Annotated in this window: 26 protein-coding genes and 1 pseudogene; 22 read left to right on the top strand and 5 right to left on the bottom strand. The window is 70.3% G+C overall.

The annotated features are described in order from the left end of the window. The first annotated feature begins 2 nt into the window (after nucleotides 1-2). The 11 genes from O7595_RS24300 (at nucleotide 3) to O7595_RS24250 (ending at nucleotide 10,997) form a co-directional block, all read left to right on the top strand. The gene (locus O7595_RS24300) at nucleotides 3-1,148 is read left to right on the top strand and encodes a C40 family peptidase (RefSeq protein WP_269730737.1); all 1,146 of its coding nucleotides are present in this window, start codon (nucleotides 3-5) and stop codon (nucleotides 1,146-1,148) included. 326 nt (nucleotides 1,149-1,474) lie between these two features. After that, entirely contained in the window at nucleotides 1,475-1,783 is a 309-nt protein-coding gene (locus tag O7595_RS24295; RefSeq protein WP_046913952.1) for a DUF6112 family protein, read from the top strand. Further along, complete coding sequence (locus O7595_RS24290) at nucleotides 1,783-2,472, top strand: hypothetical protein (protein ID WP_269730736.1); 690 nt, start codon at nucleotides 1,783-1,785, stop codon at nucleotides 2,470-2,472. The genes O7595_RS24295 and O7595_RS24290 overlap by 1 nt, the downstream gene beginning before the upstream one ends. A gap of 27 nt (nucleotides 2,473-2,499) precedes the next feature. Then, nucleotides 2,500-3,891, top strand: a complete 1,392-nt coding sequence (locus O7595_RS24285) for an SCO6881 family protein (RefSeq protein WP_269730735.1) — start codon at nucleotides 2,500-2,502, stop codon at nucleotides 3,889-3,891. A gap of 146 nt (nucleotides 3,892-4,037) precedes the next feature. After that, the gene (locus O7595_RS24280) at nucleotides 4,038-5,510 is read left to right on the top strand and encodes an SCO6880 family protein (protein ID WP_269730734.1); all 1,473 of its coding nucleotides are present in this window, start codon (nucleotides 4,038-4,040) and stop codon (nucleotides 5,508-5,510) included. Nucleotides 5,511-5,544: 34 nt separating this feature from the next. Next, the gene (locus O7595_RS24275) at nucleotides 5,545-5,997 is read left to right on the top strand and encodes a DUF6238 family protein (RefSeq protein WP_269730733.1); all 453 of its coding nucleotides are present in this window, start codon (nucleotides 5,545-5,547) and stop codon (nucleotides 5,995-5,997) included. Between the two features lie 27 nt (nucleotides 5,998-6,024). Then, nucleotides 6,025-7,596, top strand: a complete 1,572-nt coding sequence (locus O7595_RS24270) for an ATP-binding protein (RefSeq protein ID WP_269730732.1) — start codon at nucleotides 6,025-6,027, stop codon at nucleotides 7,594-7,596. Then, entirely contained in the window at nucleotides 7,593-8,114 is a 522-nt protein-coding gene (locus tag O7595_RS24265; RefSeq protein ID WP_269730731.1) for a hypothetical protein, read from the top strand. The genes O7595_RS24270 and O7595_RS24265 overlap by 4 nt, the downstream gene beginning before the upstream one ends. Before the next feature lie 28 nt (nucleotides 8,115-8,142). Then, nucleotides 8,143-8,841, top strand: a complete 699-nt coding sequence (locus tag O7595_RS24260) for a hypothetical protein (RefSeq protein ID WP_269730730.1) — start codon at nucleotides 8,143-8,145, stop codon at nucleotides 8,839-8,841. 140 nt (nucleotides 8,842-8,981) lie between these two features. Beyond that, nucleotides 8,982-10,127: a hypothetical protein gene (locus tag O7595_RS24255; protein WP_269730729.1), complete on the top strand. Its 1,146-nt coding sequence runs from the start codon at nucleotides 8,982-8,984 to the stop codon at nucleotides 10,125-10,127. Nucleotides 10,128-10,151: 24 nt separating this feature from the next. Further along, nucleotides 10,152-10,997, top strand: coding sequence for a hypothetical protein (locus tag O7595_RS24250; protein ID WP_269730728.1), 846 nt, complete (start codon nucleotides 10,152-10,154; stop codon nucleotides 10,995-10,997). A 281-nt stretch (nucleotides 10,998-11,278) separates the two neighbouring features. On the opposite strand, the gene O7595_RS24245 is transcribed toward O7595_RS24250, so the two are convergent. Further along, the gene (locus tag O7595_RS24245) at nucleotides 11,279-11,692 is read right to left on the bottom strand and encodes a hypothetical protein (RefSeq protein WP_269730726.1); all 414 of its coding nucleotides are present in this window, start codon (nucleotides 11,690-11,692) and stop codon (nucleotides 11,279-11,281) included. On the opposite strand from O7595_RS24245, the gene O7595_RS24240 reads away from it, so the two are divergent. From O7595_RS24240 to O7595_RS24210, 7 genes are all read left to right on the top strand, one after another. Next, the gene (locus O7595_RS24240; protein ID WP_269730725.1) at nucleotides 11,691-11,864 is read left to right on the top strand and encodes a hypothetical protein; all 174 of its coding nucleotides are present in this window, start codon (nucleotides 11,691-11,693) and stop codon (nucleotides 11,862-11,864) included. The genes O7595_RS24245 and O7595_RS24240 overlap by 2 nt on opposite strands. Nucleotides 11,865-11,982: 118 nt before the next feature. Then, entirely contained in the window at nucleotides 11,983-13,260 is a 1,278-nt protein-coding gene (locus O7595_RS24235) for a hypothetical protein (RefSeq protein WP_269730724.1), read from the top strand. 162 nt (nucleotides 13,261-13,422) lie between these two features. Continuing rightward, complete coding sequence (locus tag O7595_RS24230) at nucleotides 13,423-13,800, top strand: hypothetical protein (protein ID WP_269730723.1); 378 nt, start codon at nucleotides 13,423-13,425, stop codon at nucleotides 13,798-13,800. 412 nt (nucleotides 13,801-14,212) lie between these two features. Further along, nucleotides 14,213-15,997 carry a type IV secretory system conjugative DNA transfer family protein gene (locus tag O7595_RS24225; RefSeq protein WP_269730722.1) on the top strand — a complete coding sequence of 595 codons (1,785 nt, stop codon included), beginning with the start codon at nucleotides 14,213-14,215 and terminating at the stop codon, nucleotides 15,995-15,997. Continuing rightward, nucleotides 15,994-17,010, top strand: coding sequence for a hypothetical protein (locus tag O7595_RS24220; RefSeq protein WP_269730721.1), 1,017 nt, complete (start codon nucleotides 15,994-15,996; stop codon nucleotides 17,008-17,010). Before O7595_RS24225 ends, O7595_RS24220 begins: the two co-directional genes overlap by 4 nt. Before the next feature lie 257 nt (nucleotides 17,011-17,267). Then, the gene (locus tag O7595_RS24215) at nucleotides 17,268-17,513 is read left to right on the top strand and encodes a hypothetical protein (protein ID WP_269730720.1); all 246 of its coding nucleotides are present in this window, start codon (nucleotides 17,268-17,270) and stop codon (nucleotides 17,511-17,513) included. Further along, nucleotides 17,510-18,682: a DnaB-like helicase N-terminal domain-containing protein gene (locus tag O7595_RS24210; protein ID WP_269730719.1), complete on the top strand. Its 1,173-nt coding sequence runs from the start codon at nucleotides 17,510-17,512 to the stop codon at nucleotides 18,680-18,682. The genes O7595_RS24215 and O7595_RS24210 overlap by 4 nt, the downstream gene beginning before the upstream one ends. 254 nt (nucleotides 18,683-18,936) lie before the next feature. Here the strand turns inward: O7595_RS24210 and O7595_RS24205 are convergent. The 4 genes and pseudogenes from O7595_RS24205 to O7595_RS24190 form a co-directional block, all read right to left on the bottom strand. After that, nucleotides 18,937-19,071: pseudogene (locus O7595_RS24205) on the bottom strand (zeta toxin family protein); the annotation flags it as partial. A 27-nt stretch (nucleotides 19,072-19,098) separates the two neighbouring features. Next, complete coding sequence (locus tag O7595_RS24200) at nucleotides 19,099-19,230, bottom strand: hypothetical protein (protein ID WP_269730718.1); 132 nt, start codon at nucleotides 19,228-19,230, stop codon at nucleotides 19,099-19,101. Beyond that, nucleotides 19,214-19,846: a hypothetical protein gene (locus O7595_RS24195; protein WP_269730717.1), complete on the bottom strand. Its 633-nt coding sequence runs from the start codon at nucleotides 19,844-19,846 to the stop codon at nucleotides 19,214-19,216. Before O7595_RS24195 ends, O7595_RS24200 begins: the two co-directional genes overlap by 17 nt. Next, on the bottom strand, nucleotides 19,843-20,994 hold the full coding sequence (locus tag O7595_RS24190) for a glycosyltransferase family 1 protein (RefSeq protein WP_269730716.1): 1,152 nt from the start codon (nucleotides 20,992-20,994) through the stop codon (nucleotides 19,843-19,845). Before O7595_RS24190 ends, O7595_RS24195 begins: the two co-directional genes overlap by 4 nt. A 147-nt stretch (nucleotides 20,995-21,141) precedes the next feature. On the opposite strand from O7595_RS24190, the gene O7595_RS24185 reads away from it, so the two are divergent. From O7595_RS24185 to O7595_RS24170, 4 genes are all read left to right on the top strand, one after another. Further along, entirely contained in the window at nucleotides 21,142-21,666 is a 525-nt protein-coding gene (locus O7595_RS24185) for a helix-turn-helix domain-containing protein (protein WP_269730715.1), read from the top strand. A 34-nt stretch (nucleotides 21,667-21,700) separates the two neighbouring features. Further along, entirely contained in the window at nucleotides 21,701-22,117 is a 417-nt protein-coding gene (locus tag O7595_RS24180; protein ID WP_269730714.1) for a hypothetical protein, read from the top strand. A 5-nt stretch (nucleotides 22,118-22,122) separates the two neighbouring features. After that, the gene (locus O7595_RS24175; protein ID WP_269730713.1) at nucleotides 22,123-22,683 is read left to right on the top strand and encodes a peptide deformylase; all 561 of its coding nucleotides are present in this window, start codon (nucleotides 22,123-22,125) and stop codon (nucleotides 22,681-22,683) included. A 1,321-nt stretch (nucleotides 22,684-24,004) separates the two neighbouring features. Beyond that, on the top strand, nucleotides 24,005-24,418 hold the full coding sequence (locus O7595_RS24170) for a peptidase inhibitor family I36 protein (RefSeq protein ID WP_269730712.1): 414 nt from the start codon (nucleotides 24,005-24,007) through the stop codon (nucleotides 24,416-24,418). The last annotated feature ends 114 nt before the right edge of the window (nucleotides 24,419-24,532 follow it).

The raw sequence follows: 24,532 nt of genomic DNA, 5'->3' as shown, positions 1-24,532 counted from the left end.
CGATGAAGAAGACCACCGGAGCGGTCGTGGGTCTCTTCGCCTCTGGTCCGCTGCTGCTGGCCGTTCCGGTCCTTGCCGTCGGGGCCGGGACTGCTACGGCCTCCTGCTCGACCGGCGGTCCACAGGCTGTGGATACCTCGGCCGTTGCCACTCAGGTGAAGGCGATCCTGGACGGCGGCGGCAAGGGCACGGTCTCCGTGCCGGGCCTGGACGACGCGGCCGAGCAGATCCCCAACGCCAAGACCATCCAGGCCACCGGCGTCGCGATGAACATTCCGGCCCGGGGCCAGATCGTGGCCCTGGCGACCGCCCTGCAGGAGAGCGGCCTGCGTAACCTCACCTACGGCGACCGCGATTCGCTGGGCCTGTTCCAGCAGCGGCCGTCGCAGGGGTGGGGCACCGCGAACGAGATCCTCGACCCGGTGCATGCCTCGACGAAGTTCTACGAGGCGCTGGAGAAGGTCTCGGGCTGGCAGTCGCTGTCCGTCACCCAGGCTGCCCAGGCGGTGCAGAGGTCCGGCTATCCCGAGGCCTACGCGAAGTGGGAGCCTCTGGCCACCGCCTTGCAGCAGGCGATCGAGCCGTTGCTGTCGAAGGCCGGCGGCACGTCGCCGAGCCCTTCGCCGTCCGGCTCGGACAGCACGACCAGTGCCGCGTCGAGTACCGCGGGCGGCTGTACGGCCGGCGGGGACGGCACCGACTTCGGAACCATCCCGCCCGGCGCGGTGCCGGCCGGATACAAGATTCCGGCAGACGCTCCGCCCAAGGTCCAGACGGCGATCCGCTGGGCGCTCGGCCAGCTCGGCACCCCGTACCAGTGGGGCGGGAGCTGCACCGACTCCCACGGGAGCGACCCCATGGGCCGCTGCGACTGCTCCTCCCTGATGCAGCAGGCGTACAGGGCCGCCGGGGTCACCCTCACGCGGACGACGTACACGCAGGTCAAGGAGGGCAAGCCGGTATCGGTCGACGCTCTCCGGCCCGGTGACCTCGTCTTCACCGAAGGGACTGCCAAAGTCCCGGAACACGTCGGGATGGTCGTCGGCCAGGGCTTGATCGTGCACGCCCCGCACACCGGCGACATGGTCCGCCTCACGACCCTCGCGTCCTGGAAGCCGCAGATTCTCGCGGCCCGCCGAGTCGTCTGACCAGCGCTTGTAGGTTCCGAATAGAGATGTCGTTGTCCGGCCATCTTGTCGTCGGCTTGTCGCCTGCTGGGGCAAACCCGCAGGTCGACCGTCAGAGACATCTGTCGGCACGGCCCGATCGGGCCCTTCCAGCCGAAGAATCCGACAAGTTCGCTGGACGATTCGGCCGACAAGTCTCCCGGACAGCCGCCCAAAGGCGCAGGTCAACCAGCCGTCAGACGACAAGTTGAACCGGAACCCACAGCGCTTCTCCTTCTCCCCCTCCTGACTGGCGCTTCGCCCCCTCGGGCTTTGGCGTGCACTAAATCGAACTGGAGTTCACAAATATGTACCTCGTCGACAAGGTCGTCCAGCTCGCCTACGACCCCGGGATCAAGCCGAACGAGGGCGGGCTGCCGGGTCTGTCGGTCCTCAAGCAGGTAATGGGCTCGATCAACCTCTTCGGGATCATCGCCGTGGTCGGCGCGCTCGCCGTCAGTGCGGGCGTGTGGGCCTGGGGCCACCACTCCGGCGGCCACCAGGCGGAGGCCAACGGCAAGAAGGGCGTGCTGGTCAGCGCCGGCGCGGCCCTCCTGCTGGGTGCCGCGAACGGTGTGGTGGCGTTCTTCAGCACGCTGGGAAGCCAGGTCCGCTGATGTCTCCCCGCTCCACGAACCCCGGCGGCGCTTCTCGCGTGCGCCGCCGGGCGCTGCTCGGCACCGCTGTCCTGGTGGTGCTCGTCGCCCTCGCCGGCCTGGCCGCCTACGTCACCCGCGACAGCAGGACCTCCTCCAAGGTTCCTACGACGCAGGCGAGTTCGGCTTCCCTATCTTCCCCGACCGGTTCTGCTTCCGCTTCGTCACGACCGCACGGGCGCAGCGGTGACCTGCCCATTCCCCCGTCCACGCACGATCCGATCAAGTTCGGCAAGGCGGCAGCCGCGGCGCTGTGGTCGTACGACACCCGCTCCTACTCCCAGCACGAGCTGCTGACCGCCCTGCGCGGGTGGCTAACCAGCGAGAAGAAGTACGCCGACACCGCCTCGGTCGACGCGCTCGTCCCCTCGCGCGTGCTGTGGAAGGAGATGGCCGCCAACGGCCAGTTCGCCACCGCCAAGGTGAACGAGGCGCACTTCCCCGACTCGTTCACCCAGGCCCTACAGGTGGACCCCGGGGCGATCACCACCGCGTACGTCTACGCCGTGACGGTCTCCGGCAAACAGTCGATCGCCTGGAAGGGCTCGTCGCGCGGCGGCGCCGAGAGCCGCGTCACCACCCTCGCGGTCCAGTGCCGCCCCTCCCAGCCCTGTGCCCTGGCCGGTGTCCTGCCGACCGTCGCGCCCTGACCCCCACCCCAGATAGGAGGTACCGCCATGGCAGTCTGCGACCTTCCGCTGATGGACAAGGTCTGCGGCGCCGTCGACTTCGCCACCAACCCCGCCGGGACCGTCACCGACGGCATCGGGGCGTGGATCGCGAAGTCAGCGGGTGAGCTGGCCGCCAGCGCGGCCGATCTCGCCGCCCGGGCCGTCAACGAGACCACGGCCATCGATCTCAACGCCGGTTGGTTCCGGGACAACTACGAGCTGCTGTTGCCCATCGGTCTCGCCTTGACCGTCGGCACGTTCTGCATGCAGTTGATGCTCGCGGCCTGGCGACGGGACGAACGCGCCCTGGCCCAGGCCGCGATCGGCACGATGACCGGCGTCCTTTTCTCCTTCTGTGCCGTCGCCTTCACCTCCGTCGCCATCACGGTGGTCGACGCCCTGTCCGACGGCCTGTTCCAAGCAGCCAACAGCTCGGTGGACGACGCGATCCGCCGCGTCATCAAGGTCAACCAGTTGGGGCCGATGTACGCCCTCGGCTGGACCATCCCATCCCTGGTCGCCTTCGGCTGCGCGATCGGCGCGTTCATGTACTGGGGCGTGATGGTCGCCCGCAAGGTCGGTGTCCTGATCATGGTCGCCCTCGCCGTCTTCGCCGGAGCCGGCGGTGGCTGGGAGGTCGCCAAACGCTGGCGGCGCAGGTGGATCGAGGCCACCGCCACCCTGGTCGTGTCAAAACTGCTGATGACCGTGGTCTTCCTGATCGGCGTCTCGGCCATGGGCAAGTCCGACGCCACGGACGGCATGGCCGCCCTCTCCGACGCGATGGCCGGCATCGTCGTGATGGTCCTGGTCCTGCTCTGCCCCTACGCCACCTACAAGTTCGTCCACTGGGCGAGTGACGGCGGCGGACACGACGACCTGCACCGCACCGGCGTCGCCGGCATGGCGGTCGCCGCGGGCGCGGCGAAGACCGCGGGCAGCCTCGCGATGCAGGCCAGCACCGGCACTCCCGCTCCGCAGGGGCCGAGCAAGGTCCCCGGCGCGGGCAGCGACGGCGTCGCCTCCGGCATCAACCCCACCGGCGGGAACCTGAGCAAGGAGGGCATCGACGCCGGACCTCCGAAGCCGCAGACCCGCTTCCGATACGGCGAGGACCCGAACGCCTTCGGCGACAAGGGCCGCGCCCTGATCCAGCGCCCCGGCATCCCCGCGCTGATCACACGGCCTGCCGACAGCGAGACAGGCGGCTCCGAGGGTGCTCCCTCCGCTCCTCAGCCCGCTGGCGCGTCGATTCCGGGCGGCAGCCTGACCCGCGTAGGTGCCGTTCCGCCCGCTGGTCCCGCCTCGCCACCGCCGCCCTCCACCGGTCCGTCGGCGACCGGCTCCCCGACTCCGACGAGCTGGGTCTACCGCGACCAGCCGCCGTCGGGGTCCTGACCCACCACCACCCGGGGGCGGGTTGCTTCTCTCCAGCCCGCCCCCCTTCCCCTCGAACACCCCGAAAAAGAGTCCGGTCATGACCTCCAGAAGAGCGCGCCGCGCCTTCCGCCCCTTCCCGCCCACTCCCACTGTCTGGAACCGCCATGTCTGACAACCCCCAGGCCGAAGCCACCACGGCCACCGTGAAGTTCCCGCACCGCAGCAGGCGCGGCATCCTGCTCGGCCTCACCGCCCCACAGCTGATCGTCGTGAGCCTCACCGGCCTGCTCCTGCTCGCCGTGATCCTCGCCCGTGGCGTGGTCGGCGCTCTCGAACTCGTCCCGCTGTGGGCCGCCATCGCCCTGCTCGTCTTCGTCCGCTACCGAGGCCGGGCCTTGGCCGACTGGGCGCCGGTCGTCACCCGGTACGCGCTCCGCCGGATGCGGGGCCAGTTGATCTGGCTCGTCCGGCCCTCCCGCCGACCGGTCCGCGAAGGACTCCTCCACCTGCCCGGTACCGCCGCCAGCCTGCGCGTGGTCACCGCACCCGACCGCCGGTACGGCGCCGTGCACAACCCCCACACCGGCACGCTGACCGCCGTCGTCAAGGTGTCCTCCCGCGCCTACGCGCTGCTCGACCCGGGCACCCAGAACGCCAACGTCAACGGCTGGGGCCGTGCCCTCGCCGCACTGGCCCGCACCGGCCAGGTCGCCCGGGTCCAGGTGATCGAGCGCACCGTGCCGGACTCCGGCGACGCCCTCCGCCGGTACTGGGAGGAGCACGGCCGGCCCGACGCCCCGGTGGCCGGCCAGGTCTACGGCGAGCTGATCCAGAGCGCCGGCCCGGCCGCTGCTCCGCACGAGGCGTACGTCGCGGTCTCGCTGGACGCCAAGGCCGCGCGACGCCTGATCAACCAGGCCGGTGGTGGTCTGACCGGGTCCTTCAGCGTCTTGGCGCAGTTGACCTCGGCCTTCGACCAGGCCGCGCGCACCGCCGGGCTCAACCCCACCGGCTGGCTCACCGCCCGCGAGATCGCGGCAGTCGTACGAACGGCGTACGACCCCAAGGCCCTTTCCGCGCTGGACCGTTGGTCCTCCTCCGGGCGCCCCGAGGCCGACGCAGCCGCGGCCGGCCCGGTCGTGGTCGTCGAGAAGTCGGACCACATCGCGACCGACTCCGCCGTCCACTGCACGTACTGGGTGGAGAACTGGCCCCGCACCGAGACGTCGGCGGGTTTCCTGCACCAGCTGCTGTTCACCGCCGGGGTGCGGCGGACCCTGTCGCTGTCCTACGAGCCGAAGGGGCTGGACGCCGCCCTGCGTGATGTCCAGCGCAAGAAGGCCAGCGTGATCGCGGACGCAGCCGAGCGGGCGCGGCGCGGCCAGGTCGACTCCGAAGCGGACTCCATCGAGTACCAGGACATCAAGTCCCGGGAACGTCAGCTCATCGCCGGCCACGCGGACGTCGCCCTGACCGGCCTGCTGACCGTCTCGGCCGATTCCGAGGAGGAACTTCGTTCCGCCTGCGCGGTCGTGGAGACCGCGGCGGTCGGCGCCCAGCTCGACCTCCGGCCGCTCACCTGGCAGCAGGCCGAGGCATTCACCGCCGCCGCCATGCCACTCGCCCTCGCTGTCTGATGCCGGCCCTCCTCCCTTCCGAAAGAGCACCCCCATGTCCCGCACCGCCAGCCCGACCGCGCAGGACTTCGTGCCCTTCGCCACCGCCGCGCTCGACTTCCACCGCGCGCTCAACGTGCCAGGCGGTCCTCTCGTCACCACCCGCGCCGAACTGGACGCCCTGCACGCCCACCTCGTCTCGCTGCACGGCCTGCTCGACGCCCACGCCACCCGCACGGGCCGACTCACACCGATCGAGGGCGACCAGCTCAGCGCCGCCCGCACCCGGCTCTGGCAGGCAGCCGACCACGTCCACGCCGCCTACCACGCGGCCCCCCAACCCGGCTCCGGCGAGGTCCCCGACCGCGAAGCGTGCCAAGCCGGCCTGCCGGAAGGCGCACCGGAGCTGACCATCTGCCAGCGCCACCAGCGCACCGCGCACCTGGTCCGCCGCCGTACCACCCCGGCCGACCTCCACGCCCCGTTCACCGGCCTCGTCCGCCACTGACTCTGCCATTCGTCTGGAGAATCGTTCATGCCCCGTACCCGCGCCAGCGCCTCCCCCTTGTTCGTCCCCCGCAAGGCGTCGCGGGCCGAGCAGCGCGCCGCCCGCGCCGGTTTCGCCGAGGCCCGGCGCCAGGCCCGCCTCGCCGAAGCCCCGCCCACGCGCCGCGACGAGGAGACCTTCGACCCGGAGCTGCGGCCGACCTACCCGCCGTCCGGACGCCCCGGCTTCTCCTCGGCACGCGGCGGCAAGCTCAGCCTGCCCGCCCACCGGATGACCACCGCCACCGTTTCCGGGGCCTATCCCTTCCTCGCCGAGGGCGGACTGGGCGCGGAGGGCATCTTCATCGGCCGCGACGTCCACGCGGAGGCTGCGTTCTGCTACGACCCGTTCTCGCTGTACAGCAGCGGCCGGGTCGAGGGCTTCACCAACCCCAACGCGGTCCTGGCCGGAATCATCGGCATGGGCAAGTCCGCGCTGGCCAAGTCCATCGCCACCCGGGCGATCGCCCACGGTTACCGGGTCTACGTGCCGTGCGATCCCAAGGGCGAGTGGACGGCCGTCGCGCAGGCCCTCGGCGGATACAGCATCGCGCTGGGGCCGGGGCTCCCGGGCAGGCTGAACCCCCTGGATGCCCCTGCCCGGCCCGCCTCGGTGAGCGAGAACGACTGGTCAACGGAGGTCCGCAAGCGCCGTCTCCTGCTCCTGGCCGGCCTCGCGCGCACCGTACTGAAGCGCGATCTCCAGCCGATGGAGCACACGGCCCTCGATCTCGCGCTGGACCTGGTCGTCACCGAGGCTGAGGCAGGCGGCACCGTGCCCCTGCTCGGCGAGATCGCGCACACCCTCGGCTCGCCCGAGCGCCTCGACCGGGCTCTCGGCGACCAGGCCGGGCGCATGGGGCCCGCCGCGCAGGACCTCGCGCATGCCCTGCGCCGTCTGGTCCACGGCGACTTGAGCGGCATGTTCGACGCGCCCTCGACCGTCGCCTTCGACCCGACCACCCCGATGCTGTCCATCGACCTCTCCCGCCTCGGCGGCTCGGGCGACGACACCGCGCTGGTCCTCGCGATGACCTGCGCGAGCGCCTGGATGGAGTCCGCGCTCGCCGACCCGGACGGCGGCCGACGCTGGGTGATCTACGACGAGGCATGGCGCGTGATGAGGCACGTCGGCCTGCTGGAGCGCATGCAGAGCCAGTGGAAGCTCAGCCGAGGGCTCGGCATCGCCAACCTGATGGTCATCCACCGCCTCAGCGATCTGCTGAGCGCGGGCGACGTCGGCTCGCGCGGCCGGGTGCTGGCCGAGGGCCTCCTCGCCGACTGCTCCACCCGCATCATCTACCGCCAGGAGCCCGACCAGCTCGCCGCAGCCGCGTCGCTGCTCGGCTTGACCGGTATCGAAACCCAGGCCGTGTCCGCCCTGACCAAGGGCCGAGGCCTGTGGAAAGTCGCAGGTCGGAGCTTCATCACCCAGCACATCCTGCATCCGGCCGAGCGCGAACTGTTCGACACGGACGCCCGGATGCATGCAGACCCCCGTGAGTTCGCCACAACTGACGAGTCCTCAGTTCCTGGACCGAGCAGGGAGGCGCAGCAGTGAGCCGCCGTGGGGTTCCGAGTTCCCGGTCCGGGCTCGCCCCCGACCTCCGGCTCGGTGCGGTCGAGAACGCCGCCCCGCTCCAGCCCCACCCGACGGCCGGCCCGACCACGAGGCCGGACAGCGGCTCACCGGCAACTGACGGGAACGACCGCCTCGCCGCAGCCCGGACCGAGGAGTTCACCGACCTGTTCCGCGAGGCCGTCACGGAGGACTTCGGCGCGGTGGCCCGCCTGCACCAGATGCTCGAAACCGCCTCCGAGTGGTGTCGCGTCCACGGTGCCCGAAGCAGCGCGTCCGAGTTGGACGCCATCGCCTCCCGGTTGACCGACCTCGGCGAGGAGCTGCATCTCGTAGCGGAGAACGTCGACCACGAGATCCGCTCCCGGGCGTACCAAGCGGCAGCAGCAGCCCGTCTCTCGCCAGCGGCGTCGGACCGGGGAACCTCCCCCGGCCAGCGGAACGACGCTCCGGCTCCTGTCCCACCATCCGTCACGCGCTCGCTGCCGCGTTCGCGGTGAGGCACCCGTACAGAAACGAGTAACGACCATGCCCACCTCTCCCAACTCCTCCGCCACCCCTGATCGCCAGCCGCAAGACGCCGACGAACGGGCGGCATGGCGGGCGCGTGTCCAGGCCCTGGCCTCCGCCGCTGACGGCATCAGGCAGGCTTCGGACCAGTGGGACGCGGTCTCCGACTCGTACTGCGACGAGGACGGCTGGCCCGTCGACGAGACCGGCTACGCCGACGGCAAGGTGGCCCGGGACGCCGCCGCCTGGGAACACGTCGAGACCTTCCTGGCCCACGGCCCCGAAGTCCTCGCCAGTGTCCGGGCCGCCGCCCAACCGGCCGACTACCTTGACGGCCCGATCAGCGCCGACCTGCTGCGCCTGCGGGGCATCGACTCCGTACTGGAGCGAGCAGGCGAGATCCGCCACGAGTGGGATCAGGTCATCGCACTCATGGAAGGGTCGATGCCCGGGTCGCGGAAGCTCTACGAGGAACGAGCCCGAGAGATCCGCAACTCCGAAGGCTGGCACTACGCCGACGAACTCAGCTACAGCGGAGCGGCGTTGGCCAGGGTTGCCGATCACCTGACCGACCAGATCGGCGATGACCAGTCCGCGCACACCGGACGTGTCCAGGCGGCCCTGGCCCGGTCCGCCTCAGGTCAGCACGGTGCCTCTGTTGCTTCGCCGCCCGCCTCGGCACCGTCCGACCCTCCTGCCGTGCGCCGCTCGCGCTGAAGCCTCTAGCACCGACCTCCGGCGAGGCCAAACCGTCCGATCGCCGGATCCTCGACGAACGCCATTACCCCCACCGGCCCCGCCCGGTCGCGGCTTCCCGCCGTCGACCGCTGGGGACGGTCGGCCACGAAGAAGCCCACATGCGCCCCGATCAGACCCTGGTCACCCTCCAACGCGAGGGCACACACATCGCGGCACGCACCAGCGAACCCTTCATCGAGGAAGCCGCCGCTGGCACGTCGGAGCGTGACCACCCGTACAGCCACCTCACCACGCCGCTTCGGCAGCGCGGACTGTCCTGCACCGTCGAGTACGGCCTCAGCGACCACATCGTCCACGCCGAACTCCCCGACGGCAGCGCCCTGATCATCTCTCCGCCCCAGGAACCGCCCACCGACCACCCACCCGGGTATCCGGAGAGCTGGTTGGTGGCCCGCGGGCATCCCGACGACTCCACGCTCCACGAAGTGATCTACGACTCGGAGCCCGACGGTCCCCACGCCCGACACGGCGGCAGCATCCCCCGCCTGCTCGCCGCCATCGACACTCGCCTGGACCAGCTCGGCCTGCCGCCCCGACCGGAGACACGACGACCTGCCCACGAGAGCGGCGCCGACGCGGTGCTCCACCGTGCGGGCTTCGTCCCCGTCGTACTGTTCCGCGAGCGCTTCCACCGGCTGCCCTCCGCCATGACCGACCCGGTCGAGCAGCGACAGATGGTGACCCGGGCCGTCGACATGCTTCAGGCCGAGGGCTTCGACGTCTCGTGCGATCCCGGCCTCCTCGACCCCAGCCTGCCGCCCCCTGGCCATCAGGGGCTCAGCCTCGGCGACCGGCTCGGCCACCTGACCCAGTCCATCCAGTCGGCGCCGCACACGGGCGAGGTCGTCGCCGCACTGAGCGAGCTGACCGCTCCCGGTGACGGTGTTCTGCAGCGCGTCGTGGAGTCCCTCAACACGACGGCCGACTGGTGGGAAGGCCTGGGCGAACCCGCCGATCCCCACTACGCGAACCAGCTGCGTTACATCGCCCAGAAGCTCGACTCCTACGCGTTGGACATTCGGTCCATGCGCGGCGTGCTGGCCGACCGGCACACCGACCACCCCGGCAGGCTCCAGGCCCGGGTGGACCAGGTCGCCCCGGACGAACCGGCGGCGTCCCGGGTCGCCGCCGCTCTCGCGGTCTCGCCGACCGCACGGCGAACGACAAAAGCCGCGCCGCCGTCAACTTCAGCCGCACCTCCCTCACTGCCTCCCGCCCCGCCTTCGTCCGCACCCGGTCGCTGACCGCCGCCCAGCTTGGAGCCCGCCATGTCCCGCACCAGCAGAACCGTCCCCGCCCACGACCGCCCCACTCCCCCTGCGCCCATCGGACGGATCCGCCATGCCCACCCCGAGCACGACCCGCTTCCCGACATCGCGGTCGGCCGCCACCCCGACCTCGGCATCGTCGCCGCCAATCCCAAGCAACTGGCGGCGAGCACGTGGATGTTGAAGGGATTCGACTTCCACCCCGTCCCCGACCACCCCAACCTGTACGCGCTGGCCAACCAGCAGCGTGACGGGCAGGGCCGCACCACCCGAGCCGTCGCGCTACTACGCAAGGCCGGCTACCGGGTCGACGTGGACGCCGAGTTCGACCCCTCACCGACCTGCGGACCAGCGCCCGCCCTCGACCGGCCCCCGCGCGTCGAGCCGGACGTCGCGTTCGCCGAGCACCCGCAGCTCGGCGTGGTCGCCACCACCGCCGACGGTTCCTCCGCTCTCGGCGGCCCGCTCATCCTGAAAGAGCACGGCTGGCGGCACAACCCGGGCCTGGACATCTACACGCTGCCCATCACCACGCACCGCAGCGAGGCGCTCGACAAGGTCGCCACCGCCACGCTGGCGATGCACCGGGCCGACCTCCAGGTGGCCGTGCAGCCCCTCCTCGCCCAGGACATTGCCGCGCGCCACTCACCCGCGCCCACGACGGCGGCGCACCATCAGCACGTCCAGGGCTTCACCACTCACAGGTTCCCCATCAGCGCCGCCGCGCTCGCCGCCAGTCCCGCCCGCGCCGGCCTGCTGGGAAAGGCGCCGGTGGCCGCGCCCGCCGCCTCCGGCCCGGCGGCCCGCCCGGTGGTCCCACGCATCGCGTTCTCCCGCAATTGCTGACCCAACTCCTGTAAGGAGCAGTTCCCATGGACGCGAAAACCGCGCCGCCGCCGTCGCCACCGCCGCAGGCCTGCCCGCCCGGATAGAAGACCTGCCGTAACAGGCCGAGCGGACGCCAGAAGCTTGCCCCGCCAGCTCCGCACTCAGGCCGTGGTGACGTCGGCAGCGGTTCCCGCTCCGAAGGTGGGCAGGATGTGTAGCCGCGTCACAAACTCGTTCCGCTCCCGGGTACGGTCGACCAGCTTCCGGTCTCTCAACCAGGCGTTGGCACAGTCGGCGAGCTACGTGAGAAGTTCCCACCGATCACGCCATTCGGTTACATGCTCGGGCTGTATAACGGTGTTCCTGGAATCGGGGTTTCGTGGACGGGTGCCTCCTACCCGCTCAAGAAACTCCCGGTGGCGGGCACGCACCTCAGCCCGCAGCTTGTCGCCGTCAGCTATGTAGAAGTCGCGACCATCGGTGACGTCGACCAAGACCACTCGGTCGCACGTGAGGGCAGTGAACTTGTCGATGTCCGCGATGATCCAAGCGCCCTTGGCAGCCACCATCACCTGAGCAACATGTTCACCGACCTCAATGTAGGTCTGAGCTCCCCGTGGCTTCGCTGGGAGTCCGCGCAGCAACGCCTCGGCAACAGCAAGGTGGCGTCCTGCCTGGTGGGTCTGCGAGTTGCTGGGCTTCGTCCCTGACATGTCGGCATCATGCCGTATCGCCTGCCTCGCGCAGAAGGTACCTGGTGGAGTTCACGCGGCCTTCTCCATCGTCATCCGCCAGGACGGCTGCTGGGCTTGGCTCCACAACGACGCGTACCTCGCGCGCTCGGCCTGCGCGGACTCCGCCTACGACCAGGGCGAGCCGCAGTGACCTCAGGCGTCTACCACCCTTCTCCGGCCGGGCCAAATCGCGGATTCTGCGGATCCTCTCTCCCCGACGGCCCGACCACCCGGGCACCCGTTCACCACTCCCCTTCGAGGTAGACGCCGTGATCGCCCACCTGCAGCGTGCCAGCCATACCGCCGGCCTCCTTGAGTACCTGTACGGGCCAGGCGAGCGCGGCAACCACACCAACCCGCGCCTGATCGCGGGGGACGGCCACGGTGCCCCGATCGAGATGCTCGCCCAGACCGACGCGCTGGCGTACCTGGCCCACGCACTCGACGCACCCGTCGAGCGCCTCGGGGCCCGAGCTCCCGAGCGGCCGGTGTGGGTCTGCTCGGTCCGCTCCGTTCCTCGGCACCCCGACCTGACCGACGCGCAGTGGGCCGAGGTGGCCCGCCGGATCGTGGCGGCCACCGGCATCGCCCCGGAGGGCGATCCGGACGCCTGCCGGTGGATCGCCGTGCGCAACCAGGCACGGCAAGTGCACGTCGTGGCCACCCTCGCCCGCGAGGACGGCAGCCTCCACAACACCTACCGCGACGCTTTCCGTCTCCAGACCGAGTGCCATCGCATCGCCAGCGAACTCGGCCACCTGCCCCCGGCCCCGCGCCCGACACCCCGCGCCCAGGAGAACCACGTGCCTGACCCCTACATCACCATCAGCGCAGAGCCCAGCGGCAGCGTCTCGGCGAAGGGCGCCAGCGACGACCTGTCCGCCACGCTCCTCAAGCACGCCGGTTTCCAGCAGATCGAGGACTGGTACGGCCGCCGCCACCGCCTGGCGACCACCACCCCACAGGCTGAGCGCGTCGCCATCGCCTCCCACGCAGCCGAGATGCTCCGCGCCGCCCGGTACAGCGTCGATCTGGACCCCGACCTCGACACGAGCCGGTTGACCAGCCCGGCCAACCCTCTCAGGCTCTACACCGCCGGAGCCGAAGTCCTGCGGCTGACCGACCAGATCAGGGCCGCCGAGAACGGTGCCGACCTTGCCCAGGCGGTCGGTCACCTCCTTCATCCCGAACACGGCGTCCTAGAACGCCTCCGGGAAGCTCTGGAGACGTCAGGCGAACAGATCACCGACCTCGACGACGAGTCGTACGCGCTCGCCGACCGGTTCGGCTTCGCCGCGGAGTTCGTCAGCGCGGCGCAATCAGAACTCGTCGGAGCGGGACGCGAACTGCACCGTGTCAACGACTCGCGCCAGGACCACACCGGGGCGCAGACGCAGTCCCCAGCCCCGCCCGACGCACGAAACGCGGCTCTCGCCACATCCCCCGCGGCGGACAGGGCCAAGGCGTCTTCGGCGCTCGGAACTCCGTCCCCGGAGGTCGGTACCGCCGTAGGTGCGCCGCAGGTCGCCAGCCCTCGGACCCGTTGATCCCGATCCTCTCCTCTCGTACCTCTCCAGCGGTCTGAAGCGCACCTACCCCATGCGGACAGCCATCGCTCTGGCCAGCGCGTCCGCCGTCAAACCGGCCAAGGTACGAGGGGTCTGTCCAACCCACCCGGCACCGACCCACACCCCACCCAAGGAGGAACAGTGCCCGAGTTCTACCCGAGCATCAGCGAGGCCGTAGGCGCCGCGATGCAGCACAACATCCGGCTTGCCTACGGCGGCAAGGCGCCCGGCTCCGACACACCCCCGCGGGTCCGACACCTGCCCCACCCGTCGGCCGACCCGTACTCCGTCCCGGGGATGATCGCCCGGCTCACGGAGACAGCGACTCCCCATGAGGTCGCCGGAATCATCGAGGAGGTCAACGGAGCGCTCGGGGCACTCCCCCAGCTGACCGAACTCGTGGCCGCAGCGGCCGACTGGACCCGAGCCCGTCTGACCTTCGAGAGCCCGCACCACAACCCGACCTTCGAGACGTGGACACGGCTGGCCGCCGCCACCGGCATGCTGCGGGACGTCTAGGAGGAGCTGGAGGTCGCCGGGGACATGATCGCCGCGTGCCCTGTTCAACTCAGCGACCCCAAGTACCGCGACGAGGTGCCTGCACAGCGGACCAGGGAGCCGCTCAGCGATGTCGTCGGCAACGACGCGGTCGCGGACAACGAGCCGCCGGCCTCCCGGAACCCGGAAGCGGACCGACGCCGAGCCGCCCGCGCTTCCTCCCCACACGCCGACGCTCAGCGGACCGCGCCCTCCGTCGGCGCGGCATCCGAACCACCCACCAGCGCCCTACCGCCCCGGTCGCCACGCACCCGATGACCTCGGCTTGACCCCCAACTGCCGTCCCCTGCCCCGACAGGAGCTGCCCGATGACCACCAGAAGAGCGCCGCGCACCCCGCCTCGCCTTGTCCGCTCTCCCTCCTTGGACCCGCCATGCCCGCACCGCGTACCAGCGCGCCCCCGACCACCACCGGCTCCGACGCGCTCCTCTACCTCCTGTTCGGCGTCCTCGGCGCCGCCATCGCCTTCGGCTCCCTCGCCTGGCTGACCGGCAACCTCACCAACTCCCTCGTCGGCACCGGCCCCTGGGCGCCGTTCGAGGCCGCCGACGCGCTGTTGCACCCCGACGTGCTGTGGCCGCACCTGAGCCCCACCGCTCTGCTGGTCGGCGCGCGGCTCGTTCCCGGGCTGCTCTCCGTCTGCCTCACCGTCACCGGCCTGGTGGTGTGGCTGCGGCTGCGCGGCGGTGCGAGGAACGGCCTCGCCCCCAGGCGGGATCTCGCCCCTCTGATGAACAAGGAGATCGCCGCCAAGGCGAAGAGCCTGCGGCCGAGCCTGTCCGGCCTCACACCGAAGGAGGTCGCTCCCGCGGACCGCGGGATCCTCGTCGGCACGCACTCCCCGGGCCGGGCCGAGATCCGCGCCTCCTGGGAGGACGTGATCGTCGCGATCATGGCCCCGCGCTCCGGCAAGACGTCCGGGCTGGCGATCCCCGCGATCCTCGCTGCTCCCGGCCCGGTACTGCTGACCTCGAACAAGGCGGCGAACGACGCCTTCACCGCGACGGTGGACGCCCGCGCCGAGGTCGGCACGATCTGGACTCTCGACCCGCAGCAGATCGCCCACCACCCGCGCGAGATGTGGTGGGACATCCTGGCCGACGCCCGCGACCTGGCCGGGGCGAAACGCCTTGCCGGGCACTTCGTCGCTGCCAGCGTCGACGAGTCCAGCGGCGCCGACTTCTGGTCCACCGCCGCGAGCAACACGCTGGGCGCACTGTTCCTGGCCGCCGCCAGCCACCGGCGCCCGATCACCGATGTCCTGGCCTGGCTCGCCTCCCCCGCCGACCGCACTCCGGTGGACCTGCTCACCGATGCCGGCCACGAGGCGGTCGCCGCCCAGCTCCAGGGCACCGTCAGCGGGGCCACGGAAACGCGGGACGGCATCTACGAGACCGCGCGGCAGTACGCGAGCTGCCTGCTCGACCCGGACATCGCCGCCTGGGTCACACCCGACAAGCGCCTTCCCGAGTTCAAGCCCTCCGCATTCGCCACCTCCCGCGACACGTTGTACCTGCTCAGCAAGGACGGCGGCGGCTCGGCATCGGCGATCATCGCGGCGGCGGCCGACGCGGTGATGCGCGCGGCCGTGGTCGTCGCCGAGCGCTCCGGCGGGCGGCTCGACCCGCCTGCCCTGTGCGTCCTCGACGAGGCCGCCAACGTGTGCAAGATCTCCGATCTCCCCGACCTGTACAGCCACCTGGGCTCACGGGGCGTGATCCCGATGACGATCCTGCAGTCCTACCGGCAGGGTCAGCGGTGCTGGGGCGAGGCTGGCATGGACGCACTGTGGAGCGCCGCCACGGTCAAGATCGTCGGCTCCGGTATCGACGACATCGACTTCGCCGACAAGCTGAGCCGCGCGATCGGGGAGCACGAGGTACGGACCGTCTCCGTCTCCCACTCCGACAGCGGCAAGTCGACGTCCGTGTCCATGCGCACCGAGCGGATCCTCGCCCCCGACGCGATCCGTGCGCTGCCCAAGGGCAAGGCACTCCTCCTGGCCACCGGCCTACGCATCGCGCTGCTCGACCTCAAGCCCTGGTACAAGGAGCCGTCGGCGAAGACCATCGCGCCTGCCTCCGCCGCCGCCACGGCCACCATCACCGACCGCGCACTCGCGAAGGCGAACAACTCCGGCTTCGGGCGTGCGGCATGAGCGGGGTCTGGGACGTCCCCGCCGCCGAACGCGTCGCCGCCCTCCGGCGCGAAGCAGCCCACCACGCCGAGTCCGGAGCGCGGGAACTGTCGGATCTGGAACTCCTCAACCGGGCCTACGAGTCCGTCGTCCGCGACCGGATCGACACCCGCGACGCCTACATGTGCCTGCTCACCGATCTACGCCACCACGACGACCGGGTCCGCGCCGGGGCCGTGGCCGGCTTCCGTCCCCAGATCGACCGCATCGCCCGCCACGTCGTCAACGAACATCTCAAGCCGTACTGGCAGTTGGTCCACCGCGTCGAGCACCTGCCGGAACGGCTCTCCACCGGGGACGTCGAATCGCTGAGGTTCCAGGCGGCGTCGGTGCGGCACTGGCTACGCCAGGACGGGCCCGCCGAGGACCGGCTCGACCCCGGCAACGCCCGGGAACACCTCAGCACTCTGCGCACCGTCGTCGCCGCGCTGAAGGGACGCCGGGACGTCTCCACGGACGACGCGCTGCGGCTCATGGACGCGGCTCTCAACGACGGACCGCTGCTCGACCTGTTCGAGGTCGGCACGCCCGAACCACTGCCCGAGCCCGCCCCACCCGCCTTCGCCGGGCCCGGCTGGACAGTCCACGCCCACATGTGGACCTACCAGCCAGCACCCGACGACGGCTTCGTCACCGCCGTCCGGCTCGGCGACGAATGGCGCATCGACCTGTGGTCCCCCGCCGGCCCCCTCCTCGCCCGCGGCACCGCACCGGAGAACGACGTCGCCGCCCTCGCCGAAGCCCTCGTCGCCCGGGCCCCGGCCTGGACTGCGGACCGCTCCGACTACGCCTGGCGCCGCTTCACCGACACCGCCAACGCCCTCCGGCACACCGACGACACCTCCCCACGAGTCCGGTCCGCAACCACACGCACCACGACACCCCACCGCCCCGCACCGCACACCCCACCGCCCACCGCGTCGTCCCTCCCGGCGTCCGCGCAGACGGCCCTCGACCGCGGCCGTCGCCGCTGACGAAGATCACGCCGCTGCTCGGCCAGGCGTATCCGCACCGCAGTCGCCGGCCTCTGGACCAGGCACCGATCGACCGGGTCACCGCCCACATGTGGTCCGGACATCAGGGCGCCATCTTCGACGCACTCGCGAACGCCGAACCGGGAACGGCGATCCGAACGGCTGCCCGCCCTGGTCCTGCCACTCCGGCACCCCCGTCCAGGCCGACATCGACCTCACGGCCTGCCCCTCCCCTCTACCCGCTCAGGAGTCCCCTCGTGTCCTCGCGCACTCCGTCCCCTCCTCCGACGCGTTCCGAACGCCTCGCCCGGTCACCGGTCGTCCGACACGGTGGCCAGTGGTGGCTGGTCACCGGTTCCGAATCGCTCCTCGCCACCGATCCGACGTTCACCGGCGAGCTGGACCGCTTCGCCGACGCGATGACCGCCGCCGACCAGGCCGTCGCCGGCCTCCGCTCGCAGCAGGACGACCCGCCGGCTCCCCGCCCCGGGCGGCGGCGATGAACCCGCTGCTGAGTGCCGAGCAGGCGGTGCTCGGCTCGGTGCTGCTCGACCCCGGCCAGCTCGCGCACCTGGACTGGCTGGCGCCGGATCACTTCTACCGGCCCATCCACCAAGCGCTGTTCGCCGCCTTGCGCAAGCTCCGGACCGAGAACCATCCCGCCGTGGCGACCGGAGAACGCGTGCCGCTGTCCTGGGTGACGGACGCCGTCGCTGAGGCCAGTCACCACGTCCGAGGGCTGACCGCCGTGTATCCCCACATCCTGATCTCGGCCTGCCCGCGCCCCGAGCACGCCCCGGTGTACGGCCGGATGGTGCTGGAGGGCGCGATCCACCGCAGTGTGACCGCGCACGCGATCCGCCTCCACCAGGCAGCCCGCGCCGCCGCCCTCCAAGGTGCGGTGGAAGGAGCGCTGCACCACGCGGACGTCCTGGCCGGGGTGCTCGAAGACCTCGCGCGCCGCTGGGGGTCCGAACCGCGCCCGGTCGCCCCGGCAACACCGCCCCCCACAGCTCCCGTCGCGCCGCCGCCGGCACGAGCGGACCATGTCGCCGAGGACGAGCAGTTCCTGCTGGCGGTCCTGGTCGAGCAGCCGAAGGCGATGGACGAGGTCGTCGGCTGGCTGCGACCCGGCGACTTCGCCGACCCCGCCCACGACCAGCTCTACCGCTGCCTAGGAGCGCTGCACCACCGCGGCGAACCCATCGACCGGATAACCGTGCTGTGGGAAGCCCAGCGGCGCGGTCTGCTCGCCGACGGCACGCTGACCGCCGAACAGCTCACCGCCATCTGCGACGGCGTCGGTGCCGGCAGCGCCGAGTGGCTCGGCGAGCAGATCATGCGCTCCTCCGTCGCCCGTACGGCCGCCGCCTCCGCCCGCGCCATCCGCGCCCTGGCCGAGAACGAGACCCTGGCCCCCGGACGGCTCATCAGCCACGCCCTGCACGCGCTCGGGCCTCTCGACGAGGTGCGCGCCCGCTGGCAGACCGCGAACGGTCACCCCGTTCCGGCGCCGTCGCCCCCCGCACCGCTGACCGAGGGGCCCCCGACGGCGCAGGTCCACGCCGCCCTCGCCCGCAGCACGGCGCGACCGGCCGCACGGCCCTCGGAATGCCCAGGCCCTGCCTCCACCCCATCAGCCGCACGACCGCCCTGGCGCGTCCACGGCTGAGCTGTCCTCACCCACTCACCAACCCAGCCCATCCGACCGTCCCCACCTTGGAACGCCCCGTGGACAACACGCCACTCTCCGACGCTCTGACCCTGCGCGCCACGGCCCTTCGCCTTCGACGCCCAGCGCGGCAAGCTGCCGGTGCCGGGAGACCCCCACCGCATCTGGACGCGCACGGGCTGATGCCGGGGAAGTCCGAGCACGCAGGTGAAGTAGGTGTGCTCGGGGTAGTCCACGCCGTACCGGCCGTGGAGGCGGTGGACCTCCTCGTCCACGGACAGCCGGAGGTAGCCGCGGTAGGCCAGGGCCTGGGCGACGGTGGTCTTCCCGGAGCCGGTGAGGCCGGCCAGGAGTACGGCGAGGGGCACGTGGTCATCCTTCCGCGACATGGTGTCCGCGAGCGAGAGCGTCGTGGGTCAATCCTGGCTGCTGTGGGCGTGCGGACGCCAGGTGGTGAAGATGTTGCGGGCCTCGGAGGGCCAGATGAAGGGCATCCGGTCCAGGCTCACACGGCGGAAGGCGAGCCGCGGATCACTGGTGTTGATCACACCGCCGTGCCGGCCGACCTGGGCCAGTAGACGGCCGGACTCGTCGCGGACGGCCGGGGTGTGTTCCTGCCAGGTGCCGGAGCTGAAGTGCTGGACGCGGCGGCGGAGGTCGTCCAGGACGCCCGAGCGCCACTTGAAATGGTGAACCGCACAGATGCGGTCCGCGTCCGGCCGGTGCCCCGGAGAGCGGTGGTTGCCGGAGGAGACGGTGACGTCGTGGCGGGGAGGACGATCTTTCTCGGGTCGCCTTCTCGGCCTGGGCGATCACCTCGTTCAGCGGGGCGGGGTACTGCTGGAACTCGTCGGCGTCGGCCAGCAGGTGCCAGCCGGGACCGGCCCGGTGCCGCAGGGCATCGCGGAGCTGGGTGTTGGTGTGCTCGTGCCACGGGCCGGTGCTGGTGCCGGTGGGGATGATGCCCAGCCACCGGTAGTGGCGGGCCCAGGCGGCCAGCTGCTCACGCTCGACGACCTCGGCGCACAGCCGGTAGGACCGGCGCATCCCGTGCACCCCGTGCAGGCGCTTGACCGTGCCGCCCAGCGTCCGCTGGAGCCGGGAGTGCAGGGAGTTGGCCATTGGCTCGTCGTAGGAGAGGAAGACGGCGTCGATGCCGGTCACGAGAGCGCCTCCAGGTAGCGGGCGGCGACCATGGTGGGGGTGAAGTCGGCGGTGGAGGCGTGTGTCCGCTTGGCGTGGACGGCGTGGAACTCGGCGTCCGTGGCGAGGCGTTCGGCCAGGGCGACGGCTTCGGCCGGGGTGGTGAAGCACAGCTCGGGGTCGATGTGTTCGGCGAGCCAGCCCAGGCGGGGCGAGATGACCGGCAGGCCCATACCCTGGCAGTCGATGACGCTCATCGACCACGGACAGCCCTGCCGGAACGGGGCGATGCCGAAGCGGGCGCCGGCCAGCAGGTTCTTGTAGCGGCGGTCGCCACGGTCGGAGACAACCTGTACGTGCGGCAGCGCGGCGAGCTTCCCACGCATCTTCTCGGGACTGTCGTCCAGGCCCTTGCGCTCGGCCCGGCGCTGTCCGAACAGGTCCATGACCCGCAGCCGTACCGTGCCGGAGTCGCTGAGCTGGCGGGCCAGATCCACGAACTGCTCGGTGCCGTAGTGCGCGTACAGCCGGTGGTTGTAGACACCGATCGCCGTACCGGCCGTGGACCGGACCGTGGCGGGGTCGCGGACCAGACGCTCGTCACGCGGTGCGGGCACCACCCGCAGCTTCTCGCCCAGATCCACCGTCATCCGGGCGGCGGCGGCCGACACCCAGGAGGCGGCCGTGGAGGAGTGGACCATCACCCGGTCACACGCGGCCAGGCCCGCGGCGAACGCCAGCAGCACCGACCGCCCGAGCCCTGCGTCGTCCAGCGACGGGTCGAGCAACATCTGCCCACCGCCCACGAACGAAATCGGCAGGTAGTGGCAGTACCCGGCCAGCAGCGCATCCGAGCCGGCCTCCAGCAGAGCCGTGCGAACGGCCGGGGCCTCCTCGACCTGGTTGGCCACCACCACATCCGGCCTCTCCGCACCGATCAGGACCACCAACTCGTCAATGTCCGCAGAGAACCGGGCCCGGTACTTCGTCCCGGGCACCTTCGTCTGGTGAAAACCGCAGCGGGCATCCCCGGCCGCAGCCGGGGCAGCAACCGTCACCTCCGCCCCGGCGTCCGCCAGGGCTGGGGCCAACAGGTCCGCGAAGATCCACCCCGAATCCGCCGACAACCGGTCAGGGTTGGAGATGTTGAGCAGGTACAGCACGCGCATGGTTGCGTCGCCTCCCTCATCCGCCCGGGGGTCGATCCGGGCCGCTGAGGGAAGGAAAACGGCGACGCACGCCGTGACGGGATGATGAACTTGGATCACTCACGGTTCATTCATGCTCACCAACAAGTGACGCGGAGCGGGGCTTCGATGGACGCGCACAGCGAGGAGATCACCGTCGAGCAGGCGGCCGAGGACTTCGCGGCCGAGGTGGCCAGATGGCGGGAAGTACGCGGCATGTCCAAGCGGGCATTAGCGCTGGCCATGGGCTTCGACCCGTCCTACGTCAGCCACGTCGAGTCCGGCCGTCACAAGCCCACCGAGGAGTTCGCCCGGCTCGCCGACGAGCACCTGAACGCCGCCAAGGCGATCTGGCGGCGCTGGTGCGACCACGAGCAAGCCCGGACAAAGTCCCGGCGCCAACCTACGGCCCCACCGGCCCAGCGCAGGCACGAGCAGCCATACGCCACCGGGTCTGCCCTCGTCGTCGAACACGACGCCGCCCGCCTCCAGTACGACGGTCGCTCCTACCGGCTCACCATGCGCCGGCTGCTGTGGAACACCGGCGACGAACCGGTCACCCGTCTACCTGATCCGCATCTCCGTCGACCGCTACCCCGGAGACCCCGAGCGGTCCAACGCCCACTACCGAGTCCACCCGCTGACCTGGGATGAACTCGACCTCACCGCCACCTGCCGCGGCGAGACGATGCGGTGGCAGGCCAAGCACGACCGCGACGCCTTCAAGGAAGTCTGGCTGCTGTTCGACAACGAACACGGCCGCTTCCCGCTCTACCCCGGCGAGTCTGTGTGGATCGAGTACGCCTACACCGTCGGCGACAACAAATGGGGCAACTGGTTCCAGCGAGCCGTACGCCTGCCCCCCGAGCAACTCGAAGTCCAGCTTGCCTTTCCCGCCGCTCTCGACCCCGTCGTGTGGGGCACCGAGACCTCCATGACCGCCGAAGCCTCCCCGCTGCGGACCCCGCCCGTCCGCAGCGACGACGGTGAACTGAGGCAATTCACATGGATCACGACCACGCCCGCCCTCCACGCTCGGTACCGTCTTGAGTGGAGGTTCCGGGCGCGACCCGAACACGACACGGCACAAGGGGACTTCAGGTAATTGACGTGCGGCCCAGCCAGCAGATGCGGGACCTCGGCGTCGTCCAACACGGCGCCGGCATCCTCGCCGAACCGGCCCGCGCCTTCGACCTGCCCGCCGAACGCGACGAGGCCGAACGCATCACCGACGAGCTGCTCGCCGCGATGGAACGGATCGGCCAGGTCCACCCCTTCGCCAAGGGCATGGGCATCGCCGCCCCGCAGATCGGCATCGGCCGCACCGCTGCCGTCGTCCAGCCGTCCGGCGACGCGCCCGCCATCATCCTGCTCAACCCGAAGATCACCGACCGCTCCGCCGAGCTGGACGAGCAGTACGAAGGCTGCCTGAGCTTCTTCGACGTCCGCGGCCTCGTCCCCCGCCCCCTGGACATCACCGTGGAGACCACTGCCCTGAGCGGTGAGACCGTGACCACCGAGTACGACCGCGGCCTCGCCCGCCTCGTCCACCACGAGATCGACCACCTCGACGGGCTGCTGTACACCGCCCGCATGAGGACTGGGGTCGACCCGATTCCCGTGGAGGAGTACCGCCAGACCGGCAGCGCCTGGGTGTGTAAGGGCGCCTGACTTCACCCAGCAGGGGCTCTGGTGCAACCTATGAATGTGAACCAGCCAGCTCGGCGAGATCCAAGTGGGGAGTGCTGCGTGGCTATGACCGCGTTTCAGTTACGGCTGCCACGTTCCGCCTCGTCACCGACCCCAATGCCATCGACCACGCCCGCAAGCTCCACCCCGAACTTCGACTACATCCGGGACCCAGTCCCATTGCGGACGGGCGTATCTCCCCGCAGGTGCTGAGGCCGAGCGCGGCGATGATGTCGGGGCCGCGTACCTCGTAGGCGAGGCCGAGCCGGTTGATCCAGCTGAGCCGAGTGGCACGGCGGCAACATCCACTTCACAATGAGTCCGTCGTCGACGCCGCAAACGGACTTGACGTAGCGTCCGAGCCCGAGACTGGGATCGACCGTCGGCCCGGTGTGCATTTTGGTCAGGCCAGGGTCCCGGCGAGGCATGCGATGTTGGGAGGTGGGTCTCCGCAGGATCTCCGTTTGATCTCCAGCAGGTAACGCTATTCGTCACGTGAATACTTATTGCGTAGAGTGAACCCACGATGTTGGTCCGGCCAGGGGGGCATGAGGGGCCGCACCGCACCGCTCTACCAGGCGTGTTCACGTAGCCGATTTGCCATAGTGCGTACGCACCTCCCCTCGATTCAACGGCGTCGCAGACAGAGCTCTGGGAGCTCGACCGGTCGACCTCCGGTCATGAGCCTTGAGCGTGAACTTGTGTGTATGGATGGGGGTCTGACCAGTGCTCATGAGCTCAGGCGGCGTTGTCTCGTCGGCGTCGTCGCTACTCATGATGAGCGCTCCTTCCAGCGCCACGTAGGGGGATCACCGTTCCGATGGGACGGTGTAGAAGCGACCGGTGAGGTCGGTCTGCGCGGCCTCTCGGCGCACGGAGCATGCCAATCACGACACGGTCCGCCGAGTCCAACTGCCTTGGGAGCCTTGGGCGCACTTGTTGTCACGTCGCTAGGCATCGTGGTAGTGGTCGCGGCTTTGCAAGTAGTGGACGGTCACCGACTTCCTAGCCGTGGCGACCGCGTCGTCCTGGGGCTGGCTACTTGCCATCTCGCATGGCTCTGCCCAGCTGGGAGGACCTCACGCATGCGCCGACTGAAGCTCACTTTCGGCGTAATGCGCCAGATCCCACTCAGGCCCTCTTTTCCTGTCGTCCTGCGGCCTCGGAAGTCCTGAAATGTTCTTGCTCCGCAGGCGGTCGACTGATTTTATGCATGGGGCACGTTTTCCGCCCGGTCAGTCGAGCTGATCCACCGCTTCACTGGTCTTTCTGTTCGCATCTCCTACGACCCGAGGAACACAACTTGAAGACTTTCAAAACTGCCCTTTCTGTCGCTGCGGTAAGTATCGCAGCATGTTTGAGCACTGCGACACCGGCGTCTGCCGCGACGGCCGACAACGGCGTATGCGAAACCTACGAAATCTGCTGGTATTACAACTCGGGTTACCGCGGTGGGGTGGCAGATTTCACGCAGGCGGATGCCAGGTACGATCAGAACGACACATTTCACGGAACGGGCGGCCAGATCAACAACAATATAGCCAGCGGCAAGAACCGTAACCCTGGATACAACGCGATCGGGTGGCAGTACTACAACTGGACCGGTTGGGCCTTTACGCTTCTCGCCTCCGGTGACCCGAACTGCTGCGTAAGTGAACTGCCCGGCGCGTACAAGAACGCCATCAGTTCCCATAGTCATCGCCCCTACGGCACGTAAGATCGCGGGCGGCTTCGTCGCAGCTTACGGCCGAAGCCGCCCGCATTCCCAACGGTGAGGATGGAATGCGAAGTAGAGCCCCGATAGCCATTGGAATTTCAGCGCTGCTCTTGA

The organism is Streptomyces sp. WMMC940 (assembly GCF_027460265.1).
Taxonomy (GTDB): Bacteria; Actinomycetota; Actinomycetes; order Streptomycetales; family Streptomycetaceae; genus Streptomyces.
This window is presented reverse-complemented; position numbering and strand designations above follow the sequence as displayed.

Bases quoted from the DNA above. Each gene is read 5' to 3' on its own strand.
- O7595_RS24300 (WP_269730737.1), top strand. From the start codon at position 3: ATGAAGAAGACCACCGGAGCGGTCGTGGGTCTCTTCGCCTCTGGTCCG.
- O7595_RS24295 (WP_046913952.1), top strand. From the start codon at position 1,475: ATGTACCTCGTCGACAAGGTCGTCCAGCTCGCCTACGACCCCGGGATC.
- O7595_RS24290 (WP_269730736.1), top strand. From the start codon at position 1,783: ATGTCTCCCCGCTCCACGAACCCCGGCGGCGCTTCTCGCGTGCGCCGC.
- O7595_RS24285 (WP_269730735.1), top strand. From the start codon at position 2,500: ATGGCAGTCTGCGACCTTCCGCTGATGGACAAGGTCTGCGGCGCCGTC.
- O7595_RS24280 (WP_269730734.1), top strand. From the start codon at position 4,038: ATGTCTGACAACCCCCAGGCCGAAGCCACCACGGCCACCGTGAAGTTC.
- O7595_RS24275 (WP_269730733.1), top strand. From the start codon at position 5,545: ATGTCCCGCACCGCCAGCCCGACCGCGCAGGACTTCGTGCCCTTCGCC.
- O7595_RS24270 (WP_269730732.1), top strand. From the start codon at position 6,025: ATGCCCCGTACCCGCGCCAGCGCCTCCCCCTTGTTCGTCCCCCGCAAG.
- O7595_RS24260 (WP_269730730.1), top strand. From the start codon at position 8,143: ATGCCCACCTCTCCCAACTCCTCCGCCACCCCTGATCGCCAGCCGCAA.
- O7595_RS24255 (WP_269730729.1), top strand. From the start codon at position 8,982: ATGCGCCCCGATCAGACCCTGGTCACCCTCCAACGCGAGGGCACACAC.
- O7595_RS24250 (WP_269730728.1), top strand. From the start codon at position 10,152: ATGTCCCGCACCAGCAGAACCGTCCCCGCCCACGACCGCCCCACTCCC.
- O7595_RS24240 (WP_269730725.1), top strand. From the start codon at position 11,691: ATGTCGGCATCATGCCGTATCGCCTGCCTCGCGCAGAAGGTACCTGGT.
- O7595_RS24245 (WP_269730726.1), bottom strand. From the start codon at position 11,692: ATGTCAGGGACGAAGCCCAGCAACTCGCAGACCCACCAGGCAGGACGC.
- O7595_RS24225 (WP_269730722.1), top strand. From the start codon at position 14,213: ATGCCCGCACCGCGTACCAGCGCGCCCCCGACCACCACCGGCTCCGAC.
- O7595_RS24220 (WP_269730721.1), top strand. From the start codon at position 15,994: ATGAGCGGGGTCTGGGACGTCCCCGCCGCCGAACGCGTCGCCGCCCTC.
- O7595_RS24210 (WP_269730719.1), top strand. From the start codon at position 17,510: ATGAACCCGCTGCTGAGTGCCGAGCAGGCGGTGCTCGGCTCGGTGCTG.
- O7595_RS24190 (WP_269730716.1), bottom strand. From the start codon at position 20,994: ATGCGCGTGCTGTACCTGCTCAACATCTCCAACCCTGACCGGTTGTCG.
- O7595_RS24185 (WP_269730715.1), top strand. From the start codon at position 21,142: ATGGACGCGCACAGCGAGGAGATCACCGTCGAGCAGGCGGCCGAGGAC.
- O7595_RS24180 (WP_269730714.1), top strand. From the start codon at position 21,701: ATGCGGTGGCAGGCCAAGCACGACCGCGACGCCTTCAAGGAAGTCTGG.